17 protein-coding genes are annotated in these 17530 nt (G+C 67.9%); 14 read left to right on the top strand and 3 right to left on the bottom strand.

The features are described 5' to 3' along the window. The first annotated feature begins 5 nt into the window (after positions 1–5). From OG716_RS34465 to OG716_RS34455, 3 genes are all read left to right on the top strand, one after another. Positions 6–653: a TetR/AcrR family transcriptional regulator gene (locus OG716_RS34465; protein WP_405134538.1), complete on the top strand. Its 648-nt coding sequence runs from the start codon at positions 6–8 to the stop codon at positions 651–653. 193 nt (positions 654–846) lie between these two features. After that, a complete protein-coding gene (locus tag OG716_RS34460; RefSeq protein WP_355129282.1) occupies positions 847–1080 on the top strand; it encodes a hypothetical protein in 234 nt (77 codons plus the stop codon). 90 nt (positions 1081–1170) lie between these two features. After that, complete coding sequence (locus OG716_RS34455; protein ID WP_355129280.1) at positions 1171–1437, top strand: hypothetical protein; 267 nt, start codon at positions 1171–1173, stop codon at positions 1435–1437. Between the two features lie 44 nt (positions 1438–1481). On the opposite strand, the gene menD is transcribed toward OG716_RS34455, so the two are convergent. Then, positions 1482–3116, bottom strand: coding sequence for a 2-succinyl-5-enolpyruvyl-6-hydroxy-3-cyclohexene-1-carboxylic-acid synthase (menD, locus tag OG716_RS34450; protein WP_355129278.1), 1635 nt, complete (start codon positions 3114–3116; stop codon positions 1482–1484). An 89-nt stretch (positions 3117–3205) separates the two neighbouring features. Between menD and OG716_RS34445 the strand changes: the two genes are divergently transcribed. Further along, positions 3206–4033, top strand: a complete 828-nt coding sequence (locus OG716_RS34445; protein ID WP_405134537.1) for a siderophore-interacting protein — start codon at positions 3206–3208, stop codon at positions 4031–4033. Positions 4034–4116: 83 nt separating this feature from the next. On the opposite strand, the gene OG716_RS34440 is transcribed toward OG716_RS34445, so the two are convergent. Continuing rightward, positions 4117–4563: a DUF6918 family protein gene (locus tag OG716_RS34440; RefSeq protein WP_405134536.1), complete on the bottom strand. Its 447-nt coding sequence runs from the start codon at positions 4561–4563 to the stop codon at positions 4117–4119. Positions 4564–4976: 413 nt separating this feature from the next. Here OG716_RS34440 and OG716_RS34435 point away from each other — a divergent pair, with 413 nt between their 5' ends. The 10 genes from OG716_RS34435 (at position 4977) to OG716_RS34390 (ending at position 13893) form a co-directional block, all read left to right on the top strand. Continuing rightward, entirely contained in the window at positions 4977–5882 is a 906-nt protein-coding gene (locus tag OG716_RS34435) for a 1,4-dihydroxy-2-naphthoyl-CoA synthase (protein ID WP_355129274.1), read from the top strand. A gap of 213 nt (positions 5883–6095) precedes the next feature. Further along, positions 6096–6491, top strand: a complete 396-nt coding sequence (locus OG716_RS34430) for a VOC family protein (RefSeq protein ID WP_327142411.1) — start codon at positions 6096–6098, stop codon at positions 6489–6491. 149 nt (positions 6492–6640) lie between these two features. After that, positions 6641–7837 (top strand): anion permease, encoded by a 1197-nt coding sequence (locus tag OG716_RS34425; protein ID WP_405134535.1) that lies wholly within the window; start codon positions 6641–6643, stop codon positions 7835–7837. A gap of 12 nt (positions 7838–7849) precedes the next feature. Continuing rightward, a complete protein-coding gene (locus OG716_RS34420) occupies positions 7850–8119 on the top strand; it encodes a hypothetical protein (RefSeq protein ID WP_405134534.1) in 270 nt (89 codons plus the stop codon). Between the two features lie 25 nt (positions 8120–8144). After that, positions 8145–8498 (top strand): DUF3349 domain-containing protein, encoded by a 354-nt coding sequence (locus OG716_RS34415; protein WP_297610249.1) that lies wholly within the window; start codon positions 8145–8147, stop codon positions 8496–8498. Between the two features lie 107 nt (positions 8499–8605). Further along, on the top strand, positions 8606–9742 hold the full coding sequence (gene menE, locus OG716_RS34410) for an o-succinylbenzoate--CoA ligase (protein WP_405140109.1): 1137 nt from the start codon (positions 8606–8608) through the stop codon (positions 9740–9742). 98 nt (positions 9743–9840) lie between these two features. Continuing rightward, complete coding sequence (locus tag OG716_RS34405) at positions 9841–10851, top strand: ATP-binding cassette domain-containing protein (protein ID WP_405134533.1); 1011 nt, start codon at positions 9841–9843, stop codon at positions 10849–10851. Next, complete coding sequence (locus OG716_RS34400) at positions 10848–11690, top strand: ABC transporter permease (protein ID WP_405134532.1); 843 nt, start codon at positions 10848–10850, stop codon at positions 11688–11690. The genes OG716_RS34405 and OG716_RS34400 overlap by 4 nt, the downstream gene beginning before the upstream one ends. A gap of 584 nt (positions 11691–12274) precedes the next feature. Next, on the top strand, positions 12275–13021 hold the full coding sequence (locus OG716_RS34395; protein ID WP_405134531.1) for a DsbA family protein: 747 nt from the start codon (positions 12275–12277) through the stop codon (positions 13019–13021). Further along, complete coding sequence (locus OG716_RS34390) at positions 13018–13893, top strand: cytochrome c biogenesis CcdA family protein (protein ID WP_405134530.1); 876 nt, start codon at positions 13018–13020, stop codon at positions 13891–13893. Before OG716_RS34395 ends, OG716_RS34390 begins: the two co-directional genes overlap by 4 nt. Here the strand turns inward: OG716_RS34390 and OG716_RS34385 are convergent. After that, positions 13864–17487 carry a BTAD domain-containing putative transcriptional regulator gene (locus OG716_RS34385; RefSeq protein WP_405134529.1) on the bottom strand — a complete coding sequence of 1208 codons (3624 nt, stop codon included), beginning with the start codon at positions 17485–17487 and terminating at the stop codon, positions 13864–13866. The genes OG716_RS34390 and OG716_RS34385 overlap by 30 nt on opposite strands. Between the last annotated feature and the right edge of the window lie 43 nt (positions 17488–17530).

Below are 17530 nucleotides of genomic sequence, written 5' to 3'. Positions count from 1 at the left end.
CCGTTATGGAGCAGGACGTCACCGCACCCGGATCGATCCGCCCGGGTGGGCGCACCGCACGCGTCCGCGAGGCCGTGCTGCGCGCCGCCGGCGATCTGCTCACCGAACGCGGTTTCGCAGAGCTGGATCTGGCCGAGGTGGCCGCGCGCGCCGAGGTCGGCAAGACGACGGTCTACCGCCGCTGGCGCACCCCCGCCGGACTGGTCGCCGACCTCCTCGTCGAAATGGCGGAAACCTCACTGCCGCACAGTGATACCGGCTCCCTCCGCGGCGATCTGGACGCCAATGCCCGATTGGTCGCCGCCACCCTCACCGACCCCCGCCAGGGCCGCCTCTTCCGCGCCCTCCTGGCCGCCGCCACCACCGACGACACCGCGGCCACCGCCCTGCACGCCTTCTACGACACCCGTCTCACCGAATGGTCCCCCTGCATCGAAATCGCCGTCGCCCGAGGCGAACTCCCCCCCGGCACCGACCCCCGCGCCGTCCTCTCCGCGGTCTCGGCCCCCCTCTACTACCGCCTCCTCACCGCCAGCTCCCCCATCGACAAGCCAGCGATCACCGCAGCCGTCGAAGCCGCCACCCTCGCGGCCCGAGCAGGCGTCTTCATCACCGCCCCAGGCGCGGCAGGCATCGCTCGACGCAACGACTGATCTCGCGAGATCCGGGTAACCCCCGGAGAACACCCAGAACTCGGCCACCCACTCGACCGCCTCTCCGCGACGTAACTCCCGTGGCACCCGACGTCCGGCAGACGGCGCGGAGAGGCGGGACTGCAACCGGTTCGTTAGCGGTATCGGGGCCGGATTCCTCGCGAAAAGCGCTGGTAGCGAGGAGAATTGGGAGATGAAGGGTGATCGCGTGGAGATTGTCGTCGATATGGGCGGCGAGTCTCGAAATTACGAAGTGACGGCCAGCCGAGCCGGGCGGCGCGTCGAGGTGCGCATAGCGCGCGGGGTGGTGGAGGTCAGTGAAGTGACCAGGACCGGAACGACGGTTCGCACCGCACGATTCATGGCCGGAAAAGTCTTGGCGCTGGTCGAGCATCCGGCCGATAACGGAGCACTGCCCGGGGAGTGATGTCCGGGTTGCCGTACCGGCGCGGGCGGGGCATCCTCGGAGGTGCCCGACTTCACCCGGTCACACCGATACGGCGGAGAGGAGCATCCGATGACCGAACGCATCGACGCGGTACCCGAGGCCGACTATGTCGAGCAGCACACCGCAGCTTTTCCGAGCGATTCCGCAGATCCGGAGCCTTATCCCGACAGGGACGCACACACCGGGGAGCTGCTGGAATCAGATTCCGAGATCACCCCGCCACCGGTCGGGGACAGCGGCTGGACGGCCGACGAGGCGGATCTCATCGAACAATCGATACCGGTCCCGCTGGGCGACGATTACGACAGCTCCGGCAGCTCCGACACCGAATACTGACGGCGAGCGCTCGGGGCGGCGGCCCGGTGCCGCCGCCCTGCCGCTCACTTCGAGATGCCCGCGCGCACGGTCGCATGCAGTTCGCGCAGGCTGGACCGCTCGGTCGCGACCTCGAGCACCCGAATGCCGTGCGCGTTACCGGTGAGCGCCACCGCCAATTCCGCCGGATCGACCTGCCGGTGCGGCACCCGATAGGCCGCGCACAATGCGGCCAGATCCATACCGTGCGGGGTGCCGAACACCCGCTCGAAGACGCCCGCGTACTGCGGATCGCCCTGTTCGAGCAGTTCGAAGATGCCGCCGCCGTCGTCATTGGCGACCACGATGGTGAGGTCTTCGGGCCGCGGTTCACCCGGGCCGATGAGCAGACCGGACGCATCGTGCAGGAAGGTCAGATCACCCATGAGCGCGACGGTCCGCCCCGAATGGGTCAGTGCCGCACCGACTGCCGCCGAAACGGTGCCGTCGATACCGGCCACACCGCGATTGGAGAGCACCCGGATACCGGGCCGCGGCTGGGAGACCAGCGCGGCGTCGCGCACCGGATTCGACGCGCCCAGCAGCAATTGATCGCCGTCGTGCAGTGCGTTCATCACCACTTCGGCCACATGCAGACCGGTCGGCTTGGGGTGGGCGTCCAGCTCGGCGCGCACCACCGCGATCGCCTTCTCGTTCAGGTCGCGGCACTGCTCCAGCCATTCGGCGCGCGGGCTGCCGTGCGTGACGGCCCGGGTACCGGTGCCCACCACATTCCCGGACACATCGGGCCAGCGCGGGCCGGTGGTGAGCGCGTACACCACCACCTCGGGATCGGCGAGCACCTGCGACACCTGCCGGTGCAGGGTGGGCCGCCCGGTGATGATGGCCTGCTTCGGCCGCAGCAATCCGAGCGCGAGCGGATGCAGCGCCGGCCCGTGCATGGGCGCGGTCGGTTCGGCGACGGTCGGCACGTTCGCGAGTTCCGGCCGGCGCCCCGCACCGTGCCCGGAGATGACCACGGTATCGACGCTGAGATCGATATCCAGCGGTACGTCCAGGGTCGCGTATTGCGTTGCGGTCCAAGGGGCGTCATCGGCGCGCCCGACCGGCAGCACCTCGCCGGCGGCCATATCGGGGACCAGCGGTTCGCGCAGCGGAATGTCGAAGTGCACCGGCCCGGCATTGCCCGAGCGGGTGCCGCGGGCGGCGGCCAGCACCCGGCAGACGGCCGAGCGCCACACGCTGTTCTGCTTGGCGTACTGCTCCGAACCGGTTTCGGTCTCGGCCAGGCCGAGGCTGACGGTGGCGCGCACCTGGCTGCCGAACAGACCGAGCTGCTCCACGGTCTGGTTGGCGCCGGTGCCGAGCATCTCGTAGGGCCGGTTGGCGCTGAGCACGATGAGCGGCAGTCGCGCGTAGTTGGCTTCGAGCACGGCCGGGCCGAGATTGGCGACAGCGGTGCCGGAGGTCATGACGACGGGCACCGGGCGGCCGCTCGCGGCGGTCAGGCCGATGGCGAGGAAACCGGCGCTGCGTTCGTCGATGCGCATGTGCAGGCGCAGTCGCCCGGCGGCATCGGCCGCCTGTAATGCGAAGGCCAGTGGCGCGTTTCGCGATCCCGGGCACAGGACCACATCTCGCACTCCGCCGCGCGCGAGCTCGTCGACGACGACCTGCGCCTGTGCTGTCGAAGGATTCACCCTCTCAGCCTCTCAGACAGTCGCTCATCACGCTGCGTCAGCCCGCTCACACCTGGTCTTATATACTTAGGGTTTGCTAACCTAAGCCCATGTCGAAGCGCCCCAAATACGTCAAACCCGAACACCGCGAAATCCTGACCGCGGAGGTACTGGCGAGCAAACGCATCAGCCCGAACTTCCAGCGTGTCACCCTCGGCGGCGACGGCCTCGCGGGCTTCACCGCCATGGGCTGGGACCAGTGGTTCCGGCTTTTCCTGCCCGGTCGCGACAACAGCCTGCGCCTGCCCACCTCCACCAGCAGCCTGGGCTGGTACGCGCAGTACCTCATGATGGGCAAGGAGCACCGGCCGCTGGTGCGCAACTACACCGTGCGCGATTACCGCGCCGCCGGGTTCGGCGAATTCGGCAGCACCGCCGAGATCGATATCGACTTCTTCGTGCACGGCGACGACAGTCCGGCCGCCACCTGGTCCAACAGCACCACGCCCGGCGACAAGGCCGGAATGCTGGACGAGGGCATCACCTACCAGGCCCCGGATCACACCGATTGGTCTCTTCTGGTGGGTGACGAGAGCGCGCTGCCCGGCATCGCGGGCATTCTGCGCTCGGCGCCGCGCGGCCTGAAAGGCGCGGCGTACGTGGAGATCTCACATGCCGACGACGCCCAGGAACTGGGCGAACCCGAAGGTGTACAGGTCAACTGGCTGGTCCGTACGGATCCGAACGCCGAGGTCGGCGCAGTGGCCGCGGAGGCGGTACGGGCGGCGGAACTGCCCGCCAAGGGCGTCTACGCCTTCATCGCGGGCGAGCAGAAGCTGTGCGCCGGAGTACGGCGATACCTGGCCCAGGACCGCGAAATCCCCAAGGTGGACATCACTTTCACCGGTTACTGGCGAGTAGGCAAGGCGGCGGGCTGAATTCGGGCCGCGGATGCCGAATTCGAGCCGGCCGCGAATACCGAGTTCGCGGCCCTGATCAGGGCCGCGAACCGGTCATTTGATTAACCAGCGTGACGCTGGATGAGCGCACCGACACGCGGAAGCGCCTCGGCGACATGCTTCTTCGCCGAGTTACGCATCGAGTTGTAGACCTTGGTCAGCGCGGGACGCGACGACGCGGCAGCGCGCTCGTCGGTCACCGAGAGCAGCGCCTCGGAGACCTCGTCCTGCTTGGCGACCAGCAGGTCGGCGAACGACCCGGCGCCGGAAGCCTGGTACTGCGACCAGAACGGCTCGAGCTGCGCGACAAAACGGGGAATGAAGGATTCGAGGGCATCGCCGACAATTGTCGGGCTGACCTTCTTGACCGCGGCGTAGCCGCCCTTCACAGCGAGACCCGACGCGCCGCCCTTGTCCGACACCTCAGCATCCAGAACCTCTTTGGCGTCGACCAGGAAGGCCGGACGCTTGGCGTCATCGAGCAGGGATTCAGACAGTGCTGCAACCACTTTCAGGTTCCTCCGGATAGTTTTTCGATGAACGAGCGCATGGAACTATACGCACCGGCGTTCCGCCGCACACGACGCCGATACAGCTCGACTGCCGAAGCAGCAACTGCACTGTAAAGCCTCCGCAATCGATTGGCAGCGTTTCAGTTTCGCCTCTCCGATACTTCAAGCGACCACTTGGGAGCCGTCCCGCCTCCCCGCGACTTCGGCGCACGGCAGAGTGCCGCGCACAGTCATGCACGCGTGCCGGCGGTCGGGTGCCCACCCGATTCGGGGGGTAACCCCAGGAGTTGCCCCTGGCGGCACGAGATCAGTAGTTGCCTCCGCGACGAACGAAAACACCGGGGCGCGGCGCCTCCAGCGCCGAGCACCCAAACTGGGCGGCCGCGGTAGCCGGCGATGGAGTTCGCGTTATGTTCGTGGCTGTGACCTTCAATGAAGCGCTGTGGCAGCCCGTCCCGGGGTTCAAGGACCTCACCGACATCACGTATCACCGGCATGTCGAGCAGGGCACCGTACGAATCGCCTTCGACCGGCCGGAGGTGCGCAATGCGTTCCGGCCGCACACCGTCGACGAGCTGTACCGGGCGCTCGACCACGCCCGCATGACCTCCGATGTGGGTGCGGTGCTGCTCACCGGCAACGGGCCGAGCGCCAAGGACGGCGGCTGGGCCTTCTGCTCCGGCGGCGACCAGCGCATTCGCGGGCGCAACGGGTATCAGTACGCCGAGGGCGAGACCGCGGACACCGTGGACCCGGCCCGGGCCGGGCGCCTGCACATCCTCGAGGTGCAGCGGCTCATCCGCTTCATGCCCAAGGTGGTCATCGCGCTGGTCAACGGCTGGGCGGCGGGCGGCGGGCACAGCCTGCACGTCACCTGCGACCTCACCCTGGCCAGCCGCGAGCACGCCCGGTTCAAGCAGACCGATGCCGATGTGGGCAGCTTCGACGGCGGCTACGGCAGCGCCTACCTCGCGAAGATGGTGGGGCAGAAGCGCGCCCGCGAGATCTTCTTCCTGGGCCGGCCGTACACCGCCGAGGAGATGCACAAGATGGGCGCGGTCAACGAGGTCGTCGATCATGCCGAGCTGGAGAATGTGGCGCTGGAGTGGACCGCGGAAATCCTCGGCAAGTCGCCCCAGGCGATTCGCATGCTGAAGTACGCGTTCAACCTCAGCGATGACGGACTGGTCGGCCAGCAGCTGTTCGCCGGTGAGGCCACCCGCCTCGCGTATATGACCGATGAGGCCGTCGAAGGCCGCGACTCCTTCCTGGAGAAGCGCGCCCCCGACTGGGCCCCGTACCCGTACTACTTCTGAAACCCCAAGTCCCGCACCCCACCAGGCACCATGGTGGTCCACGCAGAACGAAGCCACCGATCAACATCCACCCCAAGTTCGCGGCCCGCCCCGTTCTGGACTGAGCGGAGCGGAGGAGCGAAGCGGAGGAGCGGAGGGAGGGAAGAACGGGGTAACAGGGCCGCGAACCCGCCGCAGCGAAGCGGAGGCAAATCAAACACGGAGGCAGAAGATATGGAGATTCTCAGCAGTCGGTTGATCCTGCGGCCGGTGGACTATCAGCGCACGCTGGAGTTCTACCGGGACACGCTCGACCTGGCGATTGCCCGGGAGTATCCGGGCGGCACGGTGTTCTTCGCGGGGCAGTCCCTCATCGAGGTCGCGGGGCACGGGCGCGGTGACGACGCACCGGTGGGATTCGGGGGCGCGATCTGGCTGCAGGTGCGCGATTGCGGGGCGGCGTCGGTCCAATTGGCATTGTCGGGGGTGCCGATCGACAAGAAGCCGGAGCTGCAACCGTGGGGGTTGATCGAGATGTGGGTGCGCGATCCGGACGGGGTGCCGATCGTGCTGGTCGAGGTGCCCGAGGATCATCCGATCCGGCGGGACAGTCGTTCGCGGCCGAAATGATCGACACGCCACACCTTTCGGGTCGATGACACGCCACACACGGGTGTGTCGCTCACCATGCGCGAAACCCTTAGCACGTATGTAGCTGTGATCTTTTTCCGGGGGCGTCGGTTAACGCGGCGTTCACCGGATAGCGCAAACTGGGCGTCGTGTCTGCCGAACTGCTCGTTCTGCTGATCGTTGTTCTCACAGCCTTGGCATTCGACTTCACCAACGGATTCCACGACACCGCGAACGCGATGGCGACCTCGATCGCGACCGGTGCGCTCCCGCCGCGTACTGCGGTACTTCTCTCCGGAGCGCTCAATCTGGTCGGTGCTTTCCTCAGCGTCGCCGTGGCCGCGACGGTCGCCGAGGGCATTGTCGACCTCTCCGAGGTGAGCGGGCGGGCACTGCTCGACATCGTCTTCGCCGGACTGGCCGGCGGCATTCTTTGGAATCTGTTCACCTGGCTGCTGGGTTTGCCGTCGAGTTCCTCGCACGCGCTTTTCGGCGGGCTGATCGGCGCGACCATCGCGGCGCTCGGCTGGGACGGGGTGATCTGGTGCGCCGGCAACAAAGGTGTGCTGGCCAAGATCATCATTCCGGCGCTGGCCGCACCCGTGGTCGCGGCGCTGGTCGCCGCGCTCGGCTCGTGGGCGGTGTATCGCATCACCCGCGGCGGCAACGAGAAGTCCGTGAACCGCGGATTCCGGTGGGGGCAGATCGGTTCGGCCTCACTGGTGTCGCTGGCCCACGGCACCAATGACGCGCAGAAGACCATGGGCATCATCTTCCTGGCGCTCATCGCGCACGGCTCCGCCAAGGCCAGCGATCCACTGCCGCTGTGGGTGATCGTGTCCTGCGCGGTCGCCATTGCCGCGGGCACCTGTCTGGGCGGCTGGCGCATCATCCGCACCCTGGGCAAGGGCCTGGTCGATATCGCGCCGCCGCAGGGCTTCGCGGCCGAATCCACCAGTGCGGCGATCATTCTCACCTCGGCGCATTTCGGCCTGCCGCTGTCCACCACGCAGACCGTGACCGGATCCATCCTGGGCTCCGGCCTCGGGCGGCCCGGCGCGGAGGTGCGCTGGGGCGTGCTGGGCCGCATGGTCGTGGCCTGGGTGCTCACGCTGCCGCTGGCCGGTGTGGTCGGCGCGCTCTGCTGGGGCATCCTGGACGCCATCGGCGGAACCGCGGGCGTGCTGGTGGTATTCGCGCTGCTGATCGTGGTGGCCGGGGCAATCTGGATGCGCTCCAGGCAGACTGCCGTGAACTCGCACAATGTGAACGACGACTGGCAGGGCGAGACCGCCGCGGACGCACCGGCCCGCACCGAGCACCACGCCGGCAACGGCCTCGGATAGGAGCGCGACACGATGCACACCTTCCTGTCCAACCTGACCGACCTGTGGCGGGTCACCGTGGCCGCCCTGGTGTTCGGCGCGGGACTGCCCGTCGTCTTCGCGCTGGGCATTCGCTACCGCGCGCAGCTCGACGACGGCGCCACCGGATCCACCCGCACCGTGGCGCTCACGGTCTCCACCGTCTGTTTCGCCGTGGTCATGATCGCGGTGCTGGCCGGTGTGCTGTTCATCGCACGCGGCTTCCTCGCGACCCGACTCGGAATTCATCTGCTCGGCGCCTGACGCCGCCGGATCGAAAGGCATGCTGGTGAGCACCCCCGAACCGCCGAACACCGACCCCACCCCGGCGCCGCAGCAGCGTTCCAATGTGCTGCAGAAGGTCCTGGACTGGCTCAAAGCCGGTTATCCACAGGGCATTCCGCAGTCCGATTACGTGGCGCTGCTGGCGGTGCTGCATCGCCGGCTCACCGATTACGAGGTGCATCTCGTGGTCGAGGATCTGGTGAGCGAGCGGGTGGCCACCGGAGAGATCGCACTCGCCGATATCGAGGCCGCCATCGCCCGAGTTGCCAAGGAGCAACCCGGCGAGGACGATATCGCTCGAGTGGCCTCCCGGCTGGCAGCCGGTGGATGGCCGCTGGCGACACCGACGTCCGACTGACAGCTCGACCGACCCCATCGAACCCCGGCGGCGGACCCCCTAGGTGCGCCACCACCCCACGAGATGACACGATCGCGAACGTGAGCAATACCCTCCGCATTCTTCCCATGCCCACCGGCGCATCGGTAGGCGAAGTATTGCCGCATCTGCGTGAAGCCCTGGAAGGCACCGGGCCCACGTGGTTGCCGGTACCCACGGCCGATCGCCGCGAGGCGCAACGACTCAGCAGCAATCTGCGCCCCGGCGAAGAGATCGACGACGATGTGGCGCTGGTGGTCACCACCTCCGGTACCACCGGAATACCCAAGGGCGCCATGCTCTCCGCCTCGGCGCTGCGGGCCAGCGGGGACGCCACCCATGAGCGCCTCGGCGGTCCCGGGCAGTGGCTGCTGGCGCTGCCCACCCATCACATCGCAGGCATCCAGGTGCTACTGCGCAGCATCCTTTCAGGTACCGAACCGGCCGTGCTCGATGTCACGGACGGATTCCTGCCCGGGGGACTGCCCGGCGCGATCGCCGGTATGCGCGGGCCGCGGCGGTACACCTCGCTGGTGCCCACACAGCTCATCAAGGCCCTCGACGAGCCCGCGGCGGCCGCGGCCCTCGCCGAACTCGACGCGGTGCTCATCGGCGGCGCAGCCACCCCGAAGCCGGTACTGGATCGCGCTCGGGCCGCGGGCATCACGGTGTTCCGCACCTACGGCATGAGCGAAACCTGCGGCGGCTGCGTCTACGAGGGCATTCCCCTGCGCGGCACCGAGGTGCGCATCGAGGACGGCCGGGTCATGCTCGGCGGCGCCATGCTCGCGAAGGGCTACCGCAATCAGCCCGAGCATCCGGCCTTCGCCGAACCCGGCTGGTTCCGCACCGAGGACGCGGGCACCTTCGAGAACGGCGTCCTGAACATCTCCGGCCGCCTGGACGAAGCCATCATGACCGGCGGCCTGCTGGTCCTCCCCCAGGTAGTCGAGGCCGTCCTCATCACCCACCCCGCCATCTCCGAATGCGTCGTCCTGGGCCTCCCCGACGCCCGCCTCGGCCAGCGCGTGGTCACCGCCATAGTCACCACCCCCGGCGCCACCGCCCCCACCCTCGACGAACTCCGCGAACACGTCGTCGCCGAACTCGACGCCATCGCCGCCCCCCGCGAACTCGCAGTCCTGCAAGAACTCCCACTCCGCGGCCCCGGCAAACCCGACCGCGCGAAACTGCGCGAACTCCTCCTCACCACCTCCCCCAACTGACCCGCCCCTCGATTGGGCGTCTCGTGCAAAGGCGCCTTGCGCGCCCACGCAAGAGCGATGCATGGGGCATGTAAGACCCGGTCTGCAGAGTGTGTGTCATGACTTCTTACACACCTGCCGAGGCACTCGCCATCGAGGCGGAGGGGCTGGTCAAGGTCTTCGGGGAGCAGCGGGCTGTCGACGGCGTGAGCCTGGCGGTTCCGCGGGGCGCGGTATACGGCGTACTCGGCCCCAACGGAGCCGGTAAGACCACCACCATCCGCATGCTCGCCACCCTCATGAAGCCCGACGCCGGCAGCGCCCGCATCTTCGGCCGCGACGTCCTGACCGAACCCAATGCGGTGCGCAAACTGGTCGGCGTGACCGGCCAGTACGCATCGGTCGACGAAAAGCTCACCGCCACCGAGAATCTGGTGATCTTCTCGCGGCTGCTCGGCCTGTCCAAGGCCGACGCCCGGCGCAAGTCCGCCGAGCTCCTGGAGGAGTTCGGGCTGGAGGAGGCCGCGAACAAGTCGCTGGAGAACTTCTCCGGCGGTATGCGGCGCCGGCTCGATCTGGCCGCCAGCCTGATCACGGCCCCGCCGCTGCTGTTCCTGGACGAGCCGACCACCGGTCTGGACCCGCGCACCCGCGCCCAGATGTGGGAGACCATCCGCCGCCTGGTCCGCGAGGGCTCGACGGTGCTGCTCACCACCCAGTACCTGGACGAGGCCGACCAGCTGGCCGACCGGATCGCGGTCATCGACCGCGGCAAGGTCATCGCCGACGGCACCTCCGACGAACTGAAGGGCTCGGTCGGCCTGTCCGCACTGCAGCTCACCCTCGGCGATCGCGACCGCATCGAAGAGGCGCGCACCGTGGTCTCGGAGTACCTCTCCCGCGCCGCGGGCAAGCCGGTCGAGGCCGCCATCAGCCCCGAGGCGGGCCGCGTCACGGCTCCGCTGCCCGACCCCAGCGTCACCACCGACATTCTGATCCGCTTGCGCGAGCACGACATTCGCGTCGAAGAGATCAATGTCAGCAAGCCCAGCCTGGACGAGGTGTTCTTCGCACTCACCGGCCACGGCGCCGAAGACGAGACCAACGATTCCGAAAAGAGCGCGGCATGACCACCACCATCACGGCTCCGGCGCGGCGGCACGCGGCGGTAGCCCCGGCCCCCATACCGGATGTCAGTAATCACATCAGCCTCGAGCAGACCGCGGCGAATTCGCTCACCATGGCGTACCGCGGCATCCTCAAGATCAAGCACAATCCGGAACAGCTGTTCGACGTCACCGTGCAGCCGATCCTGTTCACCGCGCTGTTCGCCTACATTTTCGGCGGCAGCATCGGCGGCAGCGTCTCGGCCTATCTGCCCATCCTGATTCCCGGCATCCTGGTGCAAACCGTGGTGCTGAGCTCGGTCACCACCGGCACCCAGCTGCGCGAGGATATGGACAAGGGCGTCTTCGATCGCTTCAAATCCCTTCCCATCGCCCGTATTTCGGCGCTGGCCGGAGCGCTGCTCGCCGATATGGTGCGGTACGGCCTGGCCTCCGTGCTGACCGTCATCGTGGGCATCTGCATCGGTTACCGCCCCGACGGCGGCCTGGCCGGCGTCGTCGGCGCCATGCTGGTGGTCGTGTTCTGCTCCTTCGCGGTCAGCTGGATCTGGGCGCTGGTCGGTGTGACCGGTAAGAGCGCCGCCGCCGTGCAGGGCATCTCCATGATGATCATGTTCCCGCTGACCTTCATGTCCGGCGCGTTCTCCCCCGTCGAGAAGATGCCGGGCTGGCTGCAGGGCATCGACAAGGCCAATCCGGTCTACTACATGGTCAATACGGCCCGCGATCTGATGAGCGGCACCGGCGTCACCGCCAATCTCGGCTGGTCGCTCATCGGCTCCGTCGTGGTGATCGCCATCTTCGCCCCGCTCACATTGCGCGCGTACATGCGCCACGCCTGAGTTCGATTCCCGCCCTGGGCCGAATTCCCACGGAATGCCCGTCCACCCTGGTGGGCGGGCATTCCGCATTGCCCCGAAGTCGGCCTGTTATGGTCGGGGCAGTGAATTCCTGCCGCGCCCCGCACAGCCGAAAGCCATTTCGGCTGTCCTGTGCTGTGCTGCTAGCGGGTCTTTTCGCAATAGCCGGGATGGTCGCGGCGACAGCGGAATGGGGCTCCGGACAACAGGTCTCATATGCCGCGGCATCAACGCAGACGGAGCAGGCCTCCGCACGGACCGCCGCAGTCGCAGGTAATACGTTTCCCGTCTGCGGTAAGCACGACAGTCCGAGCTCGGACCCGATGGGACAGCTCGCCGCGCCACCCCGCTCCGCCGGAGATCAGCTGGTCCCGGCCGGTCTCGGGACGGTTCCGCAATTCGCTGCCACACAGTGGCTTTCGTATGACATTCGGCCGCGAGCGCCCACCCTGCCGGTGGCGGCTCCGCATCTGACGACTGTGCTGATCATTTAGGACATTCGGCGTACAGCCATGTCCTGAAGCACTTTTCCGTCGACCCGGACGTTGCCGTCCAGGAGTATTCGCATGCCAAAAAACAGCCGGACCACCGCCCGGAACAGTAATAGGAAATTCTTGGCCGGACTCGCCGCCGCGGCCGCGGTCTGCCTGCTTGCCATTGCCGCTTTCCACATGCTCGGCGCTGACAAGAAATCCGAGACGAAAGCCGCGCAGTCCACTCAGACCAATCCGCTCTACGCCGAACTCGCGAAGCTGGCCCGCCGGGATGCGCACGATCCGCTGGCGCTGGGCCGCACCGACGCACCGGTGGTGCTGATCGAGTACTCCGACTTCCAATGCTCGTTCTGCCGCACCTTCGGGCGCACCATCGAACCCCAGCTCATCTCGAAGTACGTGGAGAAGGGCGTACTGCGGATCGAATGGCGCAACTTCCCGATCTTCGGCCAGGAATCGGAGAACGCGGCCCGCGCCGCCTGGGCCGCGGCGCAGCAGGGCCGGTTCTGGGAATTCCACAACACGCTGCAGGCGAAGGCCCCCGAGAAGAAGAACACCGGCGTACTGACCCCGGATCACCTGGCCGAGCTGGCACAGGAGGCAGGCGTCGCGAATATCGCCAAGTTCCATGCGGACCAGCAATCCCCCGCCGCCGCCACCGCCGTGCGCCAGGATGCCGGTGAGGCGTACTCGCTCGGCGCGTCCTCGACACCGACCTTCCTGATCAACGGCCGCCCGATTCTCGGCGCGCAGCCGATCGAACAGTTCGAGGCGGTTATCGAGGCGGCCCGCGCCGCTGCCCCGGAGCACGCGGAATGAGCGGCACCGTAGGCTTTTTCGCGGCCTTTCTGGGTGGTCTGCTGGCACTGGTGAGCCCGTGCAGCGCACTGCTGCTGCCCAGTTTCTTCGCGTACTCGTTCGATTCACAGGGCAGACTGCTGGCCCGGACCACGGCGTTCTATCTCGGCCTGGCCACCACCCTGGTACCGCTGGGAATCGCGGGATCGTTTGCGGGACGGCTGTTCTCGGAACACCGGGAGCTGCTCATCACCGTCGGCGGCACCGTCATCATCGGCCTCGGTGTACTCCAGATCCTCGGCCGCGGCTTCTCCTTCGGCTTCGCGCAGCGCGCCGCCGCCCGGCAGGGGCGGCCGGAGAAATCCGGCGCCGTCTATCTGCTCGGCCTGGTCTACGGTCTGGCCGGATTCTGCGCCGGGCCGATCCTCGGCTCCATCCTCGCGGTGGCGGCGGTCGGCGGCTCCCCCGTCCAGGGTGGTCTGCTGCTGGCGGTCTACGCACTCGGTATGGCGGCGCCACTGTTCGTACTGGCCTCGGTGTGGGACAGATTCGGCCTGGGTCAGCGAAAATGGTTGCGCGGCAAAATCTTCAGCATCGGAAAACTGGAGCTGCACACCACCTCGCTGGTGTCCGGCCTGTTCTTCATCCTGCTCGGCGCGCTGTTCCTGCTCTTCGGCGGCACCTCGGCGCTGCCGGGGCTGCTGGGCGCGGAGACCGAATTCCACTTGGAGACAACGGTTCAGCGATTCGGTGCGGCCGTATCGGATACAACGGTGCTGCTGATACTCGGCGCCGCCGCACTGGGCATGCTGGCATGGCGGCTATTGCGGACACATCCCGGTGACAGTGAGATCAGCAGGGACTCAATCGTTTCCAGCGAGACGTTGGATTAGCAGCAGAATTCGCTCCGCCGCCGACCGCCGATTCCGGACCGAGGCGGCGGCCAGCGCCGCATCCATGCGCTCCGCCCCGACCGCTTCGCGGTGCAGATCCACATGACGCTGCCAGTTCATGGACGGATAGTCCTGGCGGGCGAACACTTTCGGCGAAAGGGCCAGTAGCTCGAGCGCGGTCTCGATATTCGCACCGGTGGCGATCAGATAGCTGCCCACCGCGCTCGCCACCGAACCGATTTGCGGCAGATCCCAGAACTGCCCCAGCCGCTCGTCGGCCAGCTCGACCAGCTCGCCGAACACCTCGCGCACCTCGTCCGTGCGGCCGCACAGCACGTGAGCATCGACGACGGCGGCCGCCACCATCACATCGGCGGGACCCGGCGCAACCGCCCCGTTCGGCCACGCCATGAGCACCAGCGTCTGACGGAAGCGGCGCAGCCCGGTATCGATATCGCCTTCGGCCAGTTCGACTTCGGCCAACCCCGCGGAGACATTGGCGCGCCGATGATTGGGTGAGGGGAGAATCTGCGTGGCGGTGAGATCGATACCGGCGCCGGCCAGCAGCGGATCCAGCTCGCGGCGGGCCAGCTCGACCTCGCCGATACCCACCAGAGAGCAGGCGAGCAGGCTCCGGATCTCCACGCTCTCGTCGTGGGCCCGCAATTTTACGAGCAGATCAGCGGCCTGCCGGTAGTAGTCGACCGATTCGCCGTAGCGCGCGGACTGCCCGTACATGCCACCCAGGTGCTGGCACACCATGGCCATCCCCCACAGGTCTTCGGTGACGCCGGAACCCAAGGCCCGCACCGCATCCCGCATCGATCCGTACACGTCCCCGGCGTTCTCGCGAATATTCGCCCGCACCAGCAGGGCGGCGACGCGGGTGGGCGGATCCTCGGAGCGGACGCCGTCACCGAGCATGCGCGCCAACTGCCAGCTGTTGGACGGTGCGGTGGCAAGCTCGCCGAGGAAACGGAATACCGGGCTCAATGCGTCGCCGTCGCGCACCAGACGCCGAATCCCGGTGCGCACCACCGCCGCATCGCGCGGACCCGAGCCCAGGTACATGACGTGCAAGCCCAGCATCAGCTGGCCGAACATCTGCAGATCGGCTTCGGCCGAAGTCAGCGAACCCCGCCGCAGCGGCGTCGCCATGATGCGCGGCGCCCAGCTCACGAATTCCAGGTGTGCGCCGCGCATGATCCACATCATGGCCAGCACCGGATAGACCGCGTGCGCGGTGGCGAGATCGCGCCGATCGATCGCATAGCGCAGTACCGCGACCAGATTGTCGAGTTCGGCGGCAACGCCGTACACCACGGACAGCTGATCGGCGCCGCTGTATCGACGAGCCACATCGAGCGCGAATTCCCTTGCCCAGTCACTCATCCGGGCCATGACAAGATCGGCCTCGCCCGCCGCGACGAGCTGCTCCTCGCCGAATTCGCGGACGGTCTCCAGCATTCGGTAGCGCGTGACTTCGTATTCGGCGTCGTCCGACTCCAGCACGGTGAGCAGGGATTGACTCACGAGTCCGTCGATAGCCGTTGCGGCATCGAGGATTTCGGGACCGGAGATCACGCTCTCGGCGGCCGACAGGGTGAACCCGCCCGGAAACCGGCACAGTCGCCGCAGCGCCGTGCGCTGTTCGCCGTCCAGCAGGTTCCAGCTCCACTCGATGACCGCGTGCAGCGTGCGATGCCGCTGCGGGGAACTGCGATCTCCGCTGCGCAGCAGGGCGAATCGGTGATCGAGCCGGGATTCGATCTCCTCCACGCTCATCGTCCTGGTCCGCGCGGCGGCGAGCTCGATGGCCAGGGGCAAGCCGTCCAGCATGCGGCACAGTCGCGCCACCACCTCCGGATCCAGTCGCACCGTGGGCCGCACGGCCCGCGCCCGCGCCGTGAACAGATCGGTGGCCGGGGAGCCGTGCGCGTCGATCAGCAAGGGCGGCAAGGGATAGACGGTCTCCGCCGTGATTTCCAGCGGCGCCCGGCTGGTGGTGAGCACGGTCAGCTGCTCGCTGGCGCCGACGAGATCGGCTACCACCTCCGCGACCGCGTCGATGAGATGCTCGCAATTGTCGAGAATGAGCAGCATCGGCCGCGAGCTCAGCGCCTCCCGCAGGCGCTGCCGCAGATCCCGGTTCCGGGCCGTCCGAAGCACATTGGCGTCCCGGCTGAATTCACCGACACCGAGCGTCGCGGCAATGGTCGCCTCGATCTCGACTCGCGTTTCCGCGGTCTCCTCCGAATCTGCCCGCAGCGAAGCCAATTCGATCAGAGCGACAGTCTGCTCACTCGCCAGCCGCGCACCCAGCTCGTTCGCCACCCGAGTCTTGCCGGTACCCCCGGGCCCGAGCACGGTGGTAACCCGCGAACTGCGCAACAACCGTTCCAGCGCATCGATATCCGCCTCGCGCCCCAGCAGCGGATTCGGCGCCGCCCGCAACCCGATCGCCGCCCCGGCGGGCTCGTACTCCGTCCCCACCGCATGCTGCGCCGCCGACACCATTCGCAACGCCTGCGCAGAACCTCCTCGGCCACCGGATTCGGCGGCGTCCGAAACAGAGTGCCCCGCACCGGACCCGGTCCATGTCCGCCCGGATTCCCCGCCCTCGAACTGCGTGGAACCCTGGCCCGAATAGCCCTGTCCTGGGCTGCCACCCGAACCGGCCATGTGGTTCGCTCCGCCGGAATGCCCCTGCTCCGGAGGGTAATTCGGTCCGGTGGTGGTGTTCGGTGCCGTAGCGCGAGCGACCGGTAGTGGTTCACCCCGCAGCAGCGCGGTATTGAGTGCGACCAGCACGGGCCCCGGGTCGGCGCCGAGCTGATCCACCAGCCGGGTGCGCAGTGAGGCGAAGACATCCAGCGCCTCATTGGTGCGTCCGTCGGCGGCGAGCAGCCGCATGAGGGTGGCGTGCGCGGGTTCGTCGAAGGGTTCCGCGACGGCCGCGGCACGGGCCAGTTCCAGTGCGCCCGGAAGATCGCCGACCGCCTCGCGCACGGAGAGTTCCAGAACGTCGAGTCCCCGCCGGCGGGCGGTGGCCAGCCCGGCGAGCTCATCGGCGACCGGGCCGGAGGGCAGGTCGGCTGCCGGATCACCACGCCAGAGGGTGCGGGCGGCGGCAATCCAGGCGAGGCAGGCGGGGCCGTCGCCGGCGGAATGTGCTTGGCGCGCCTGGTTTTCCAGGTGCTGGGCCAGGGTGAGGTCGACCTGATCGGGGGCCAGGACCAGGCGGTATCCGGCGGGGCCGATTTCCAGTGCGCCGTCGGGCAGTGCGGAGCGCAGCCGGGAGACCTGGGTGTGCAGGGCATTCATCGGAGCGCGCGGGGGGTCTTCGCCCCAGACGTCCTCGATGAGCGCCTGGGCGCTGCGGCTGCGGCCGGGGTGCGTCGCGAGGGCGGCCACGAGCAGCCGGGCGCGGGCGCCGGGTACGGGTGCGAGCGTGCCGGGCGCGCTCCCGGACGCCGCCTGGGCACCGTCGCGTCGCAGCGCGACCTCGCCCAGCAGGGCTACCAGAACCGTGTCGCCTGCGGATACCGGCCGGGTGGTCCCGGCGCTGCTAGAACTGCCTGTTTGCGAAAACATTCCTCGTCAATCCTAGGTGAGACACCGGGGGGTGCCGGATTCG

It is taken from the genome of Nocardia sp. NBC_01388 (genome assembly GCF_045040085.1).
Classification (GTDB): domain Bacteria; phylum Actinomycetota; class Actinomycetes; order Mycobacteriales; family Mycobacteriaceae; genus Nocardia.
This window is presented reverse-complemented; position numbering and strand designations above follow the sequence as displayed.

Coding starts and splice junctions, on each gene's coding strand:
- OG716_RS34465 (WP_405134538.1), top strand. CDS start 6: ATGGAGCAGGACGTCACCGCACCCGGATCGATCCGCCCGGGTGGGCGC.
- OG716_RS34460 (WP_355129282.1), top strand. CDS start 847: ATGAAGGGTGATCGCGTGGAGATTGTCGTCGATATGGGCGGCGAGTCT.
- OG716_RS34455 (WP_355129280.1), top strand. CDS start 1,171: ATGACCGAACGCATCGACGCGGTACCCGAGGCCGACTATGTCGAGCAG.
- OG716_RS34445 (WP_405134537.1), top strand. CDS start 3,206: ATGTCGAAGCGCCCCAAATACGTCAAACCCGAACACCGCGAAATCCTG.
- OG716_RS34435 (WP_355129274.1), top strand. CDS start 4,977: ATGTTCGTGGCTGTGACCTTCAATGAAGCGCTGTGGCAGCCCGTCCCG.
- OG716_RS34430 (WP_327142411.1), top strand. CDS start 6,096: ATGGAGATTCTCAGCAGTCGGTTGATCCTGCGGCCGGTGGACTATCAG.
- OG716_RS34420 (WP_405134534.1), top strand. CDS start 7,850: ATGCACACCTTCCTGTCCAACCTGACCGACCTGTGGCGGGTCACCGTG.
- menE (WP_405140109.1), top strand. CDS start 8,606: ATGCCCACCGGCGCATCGGTAGGCGAAGTATTGCCGCATCTGCGTGAA.
- OG716_RS34405 (WP_405134533.1), top strand. CDS start 9,841: ATGACTTCTTACACACCTGCCGAGGCACTCGCCATCGAGGCGGAGGGG.
- OG716_RS34400 (WP_405134532.1), top strand. CDS start 10,848: ATGACCACCACCATCACGGCTCCGGCGCGGCGGCACGCGGCGGTAGCC.
- OG716_RS34395 (WP_405134531.1), top strand. CDS start 12,275: ATGCCAAAAAACAGCCGGACCACCGCCCGGAACAGTAATAGGAAATTC.
- OG716_RS34390 (WP_405134530.1), top strand. CDS start 13,018: ATGAGCGGCACCGTAGGCTTTTTCGCGGCCTTTCTGGGTGGTCTGCTG.
- OG716_RS34385 (WP_405134529.1), bottom strand. CDS start 17,487: ATGTTTTCGCAAACAGGCAGTTCTAGCAGCGCCGGGACCACCCGGCCG.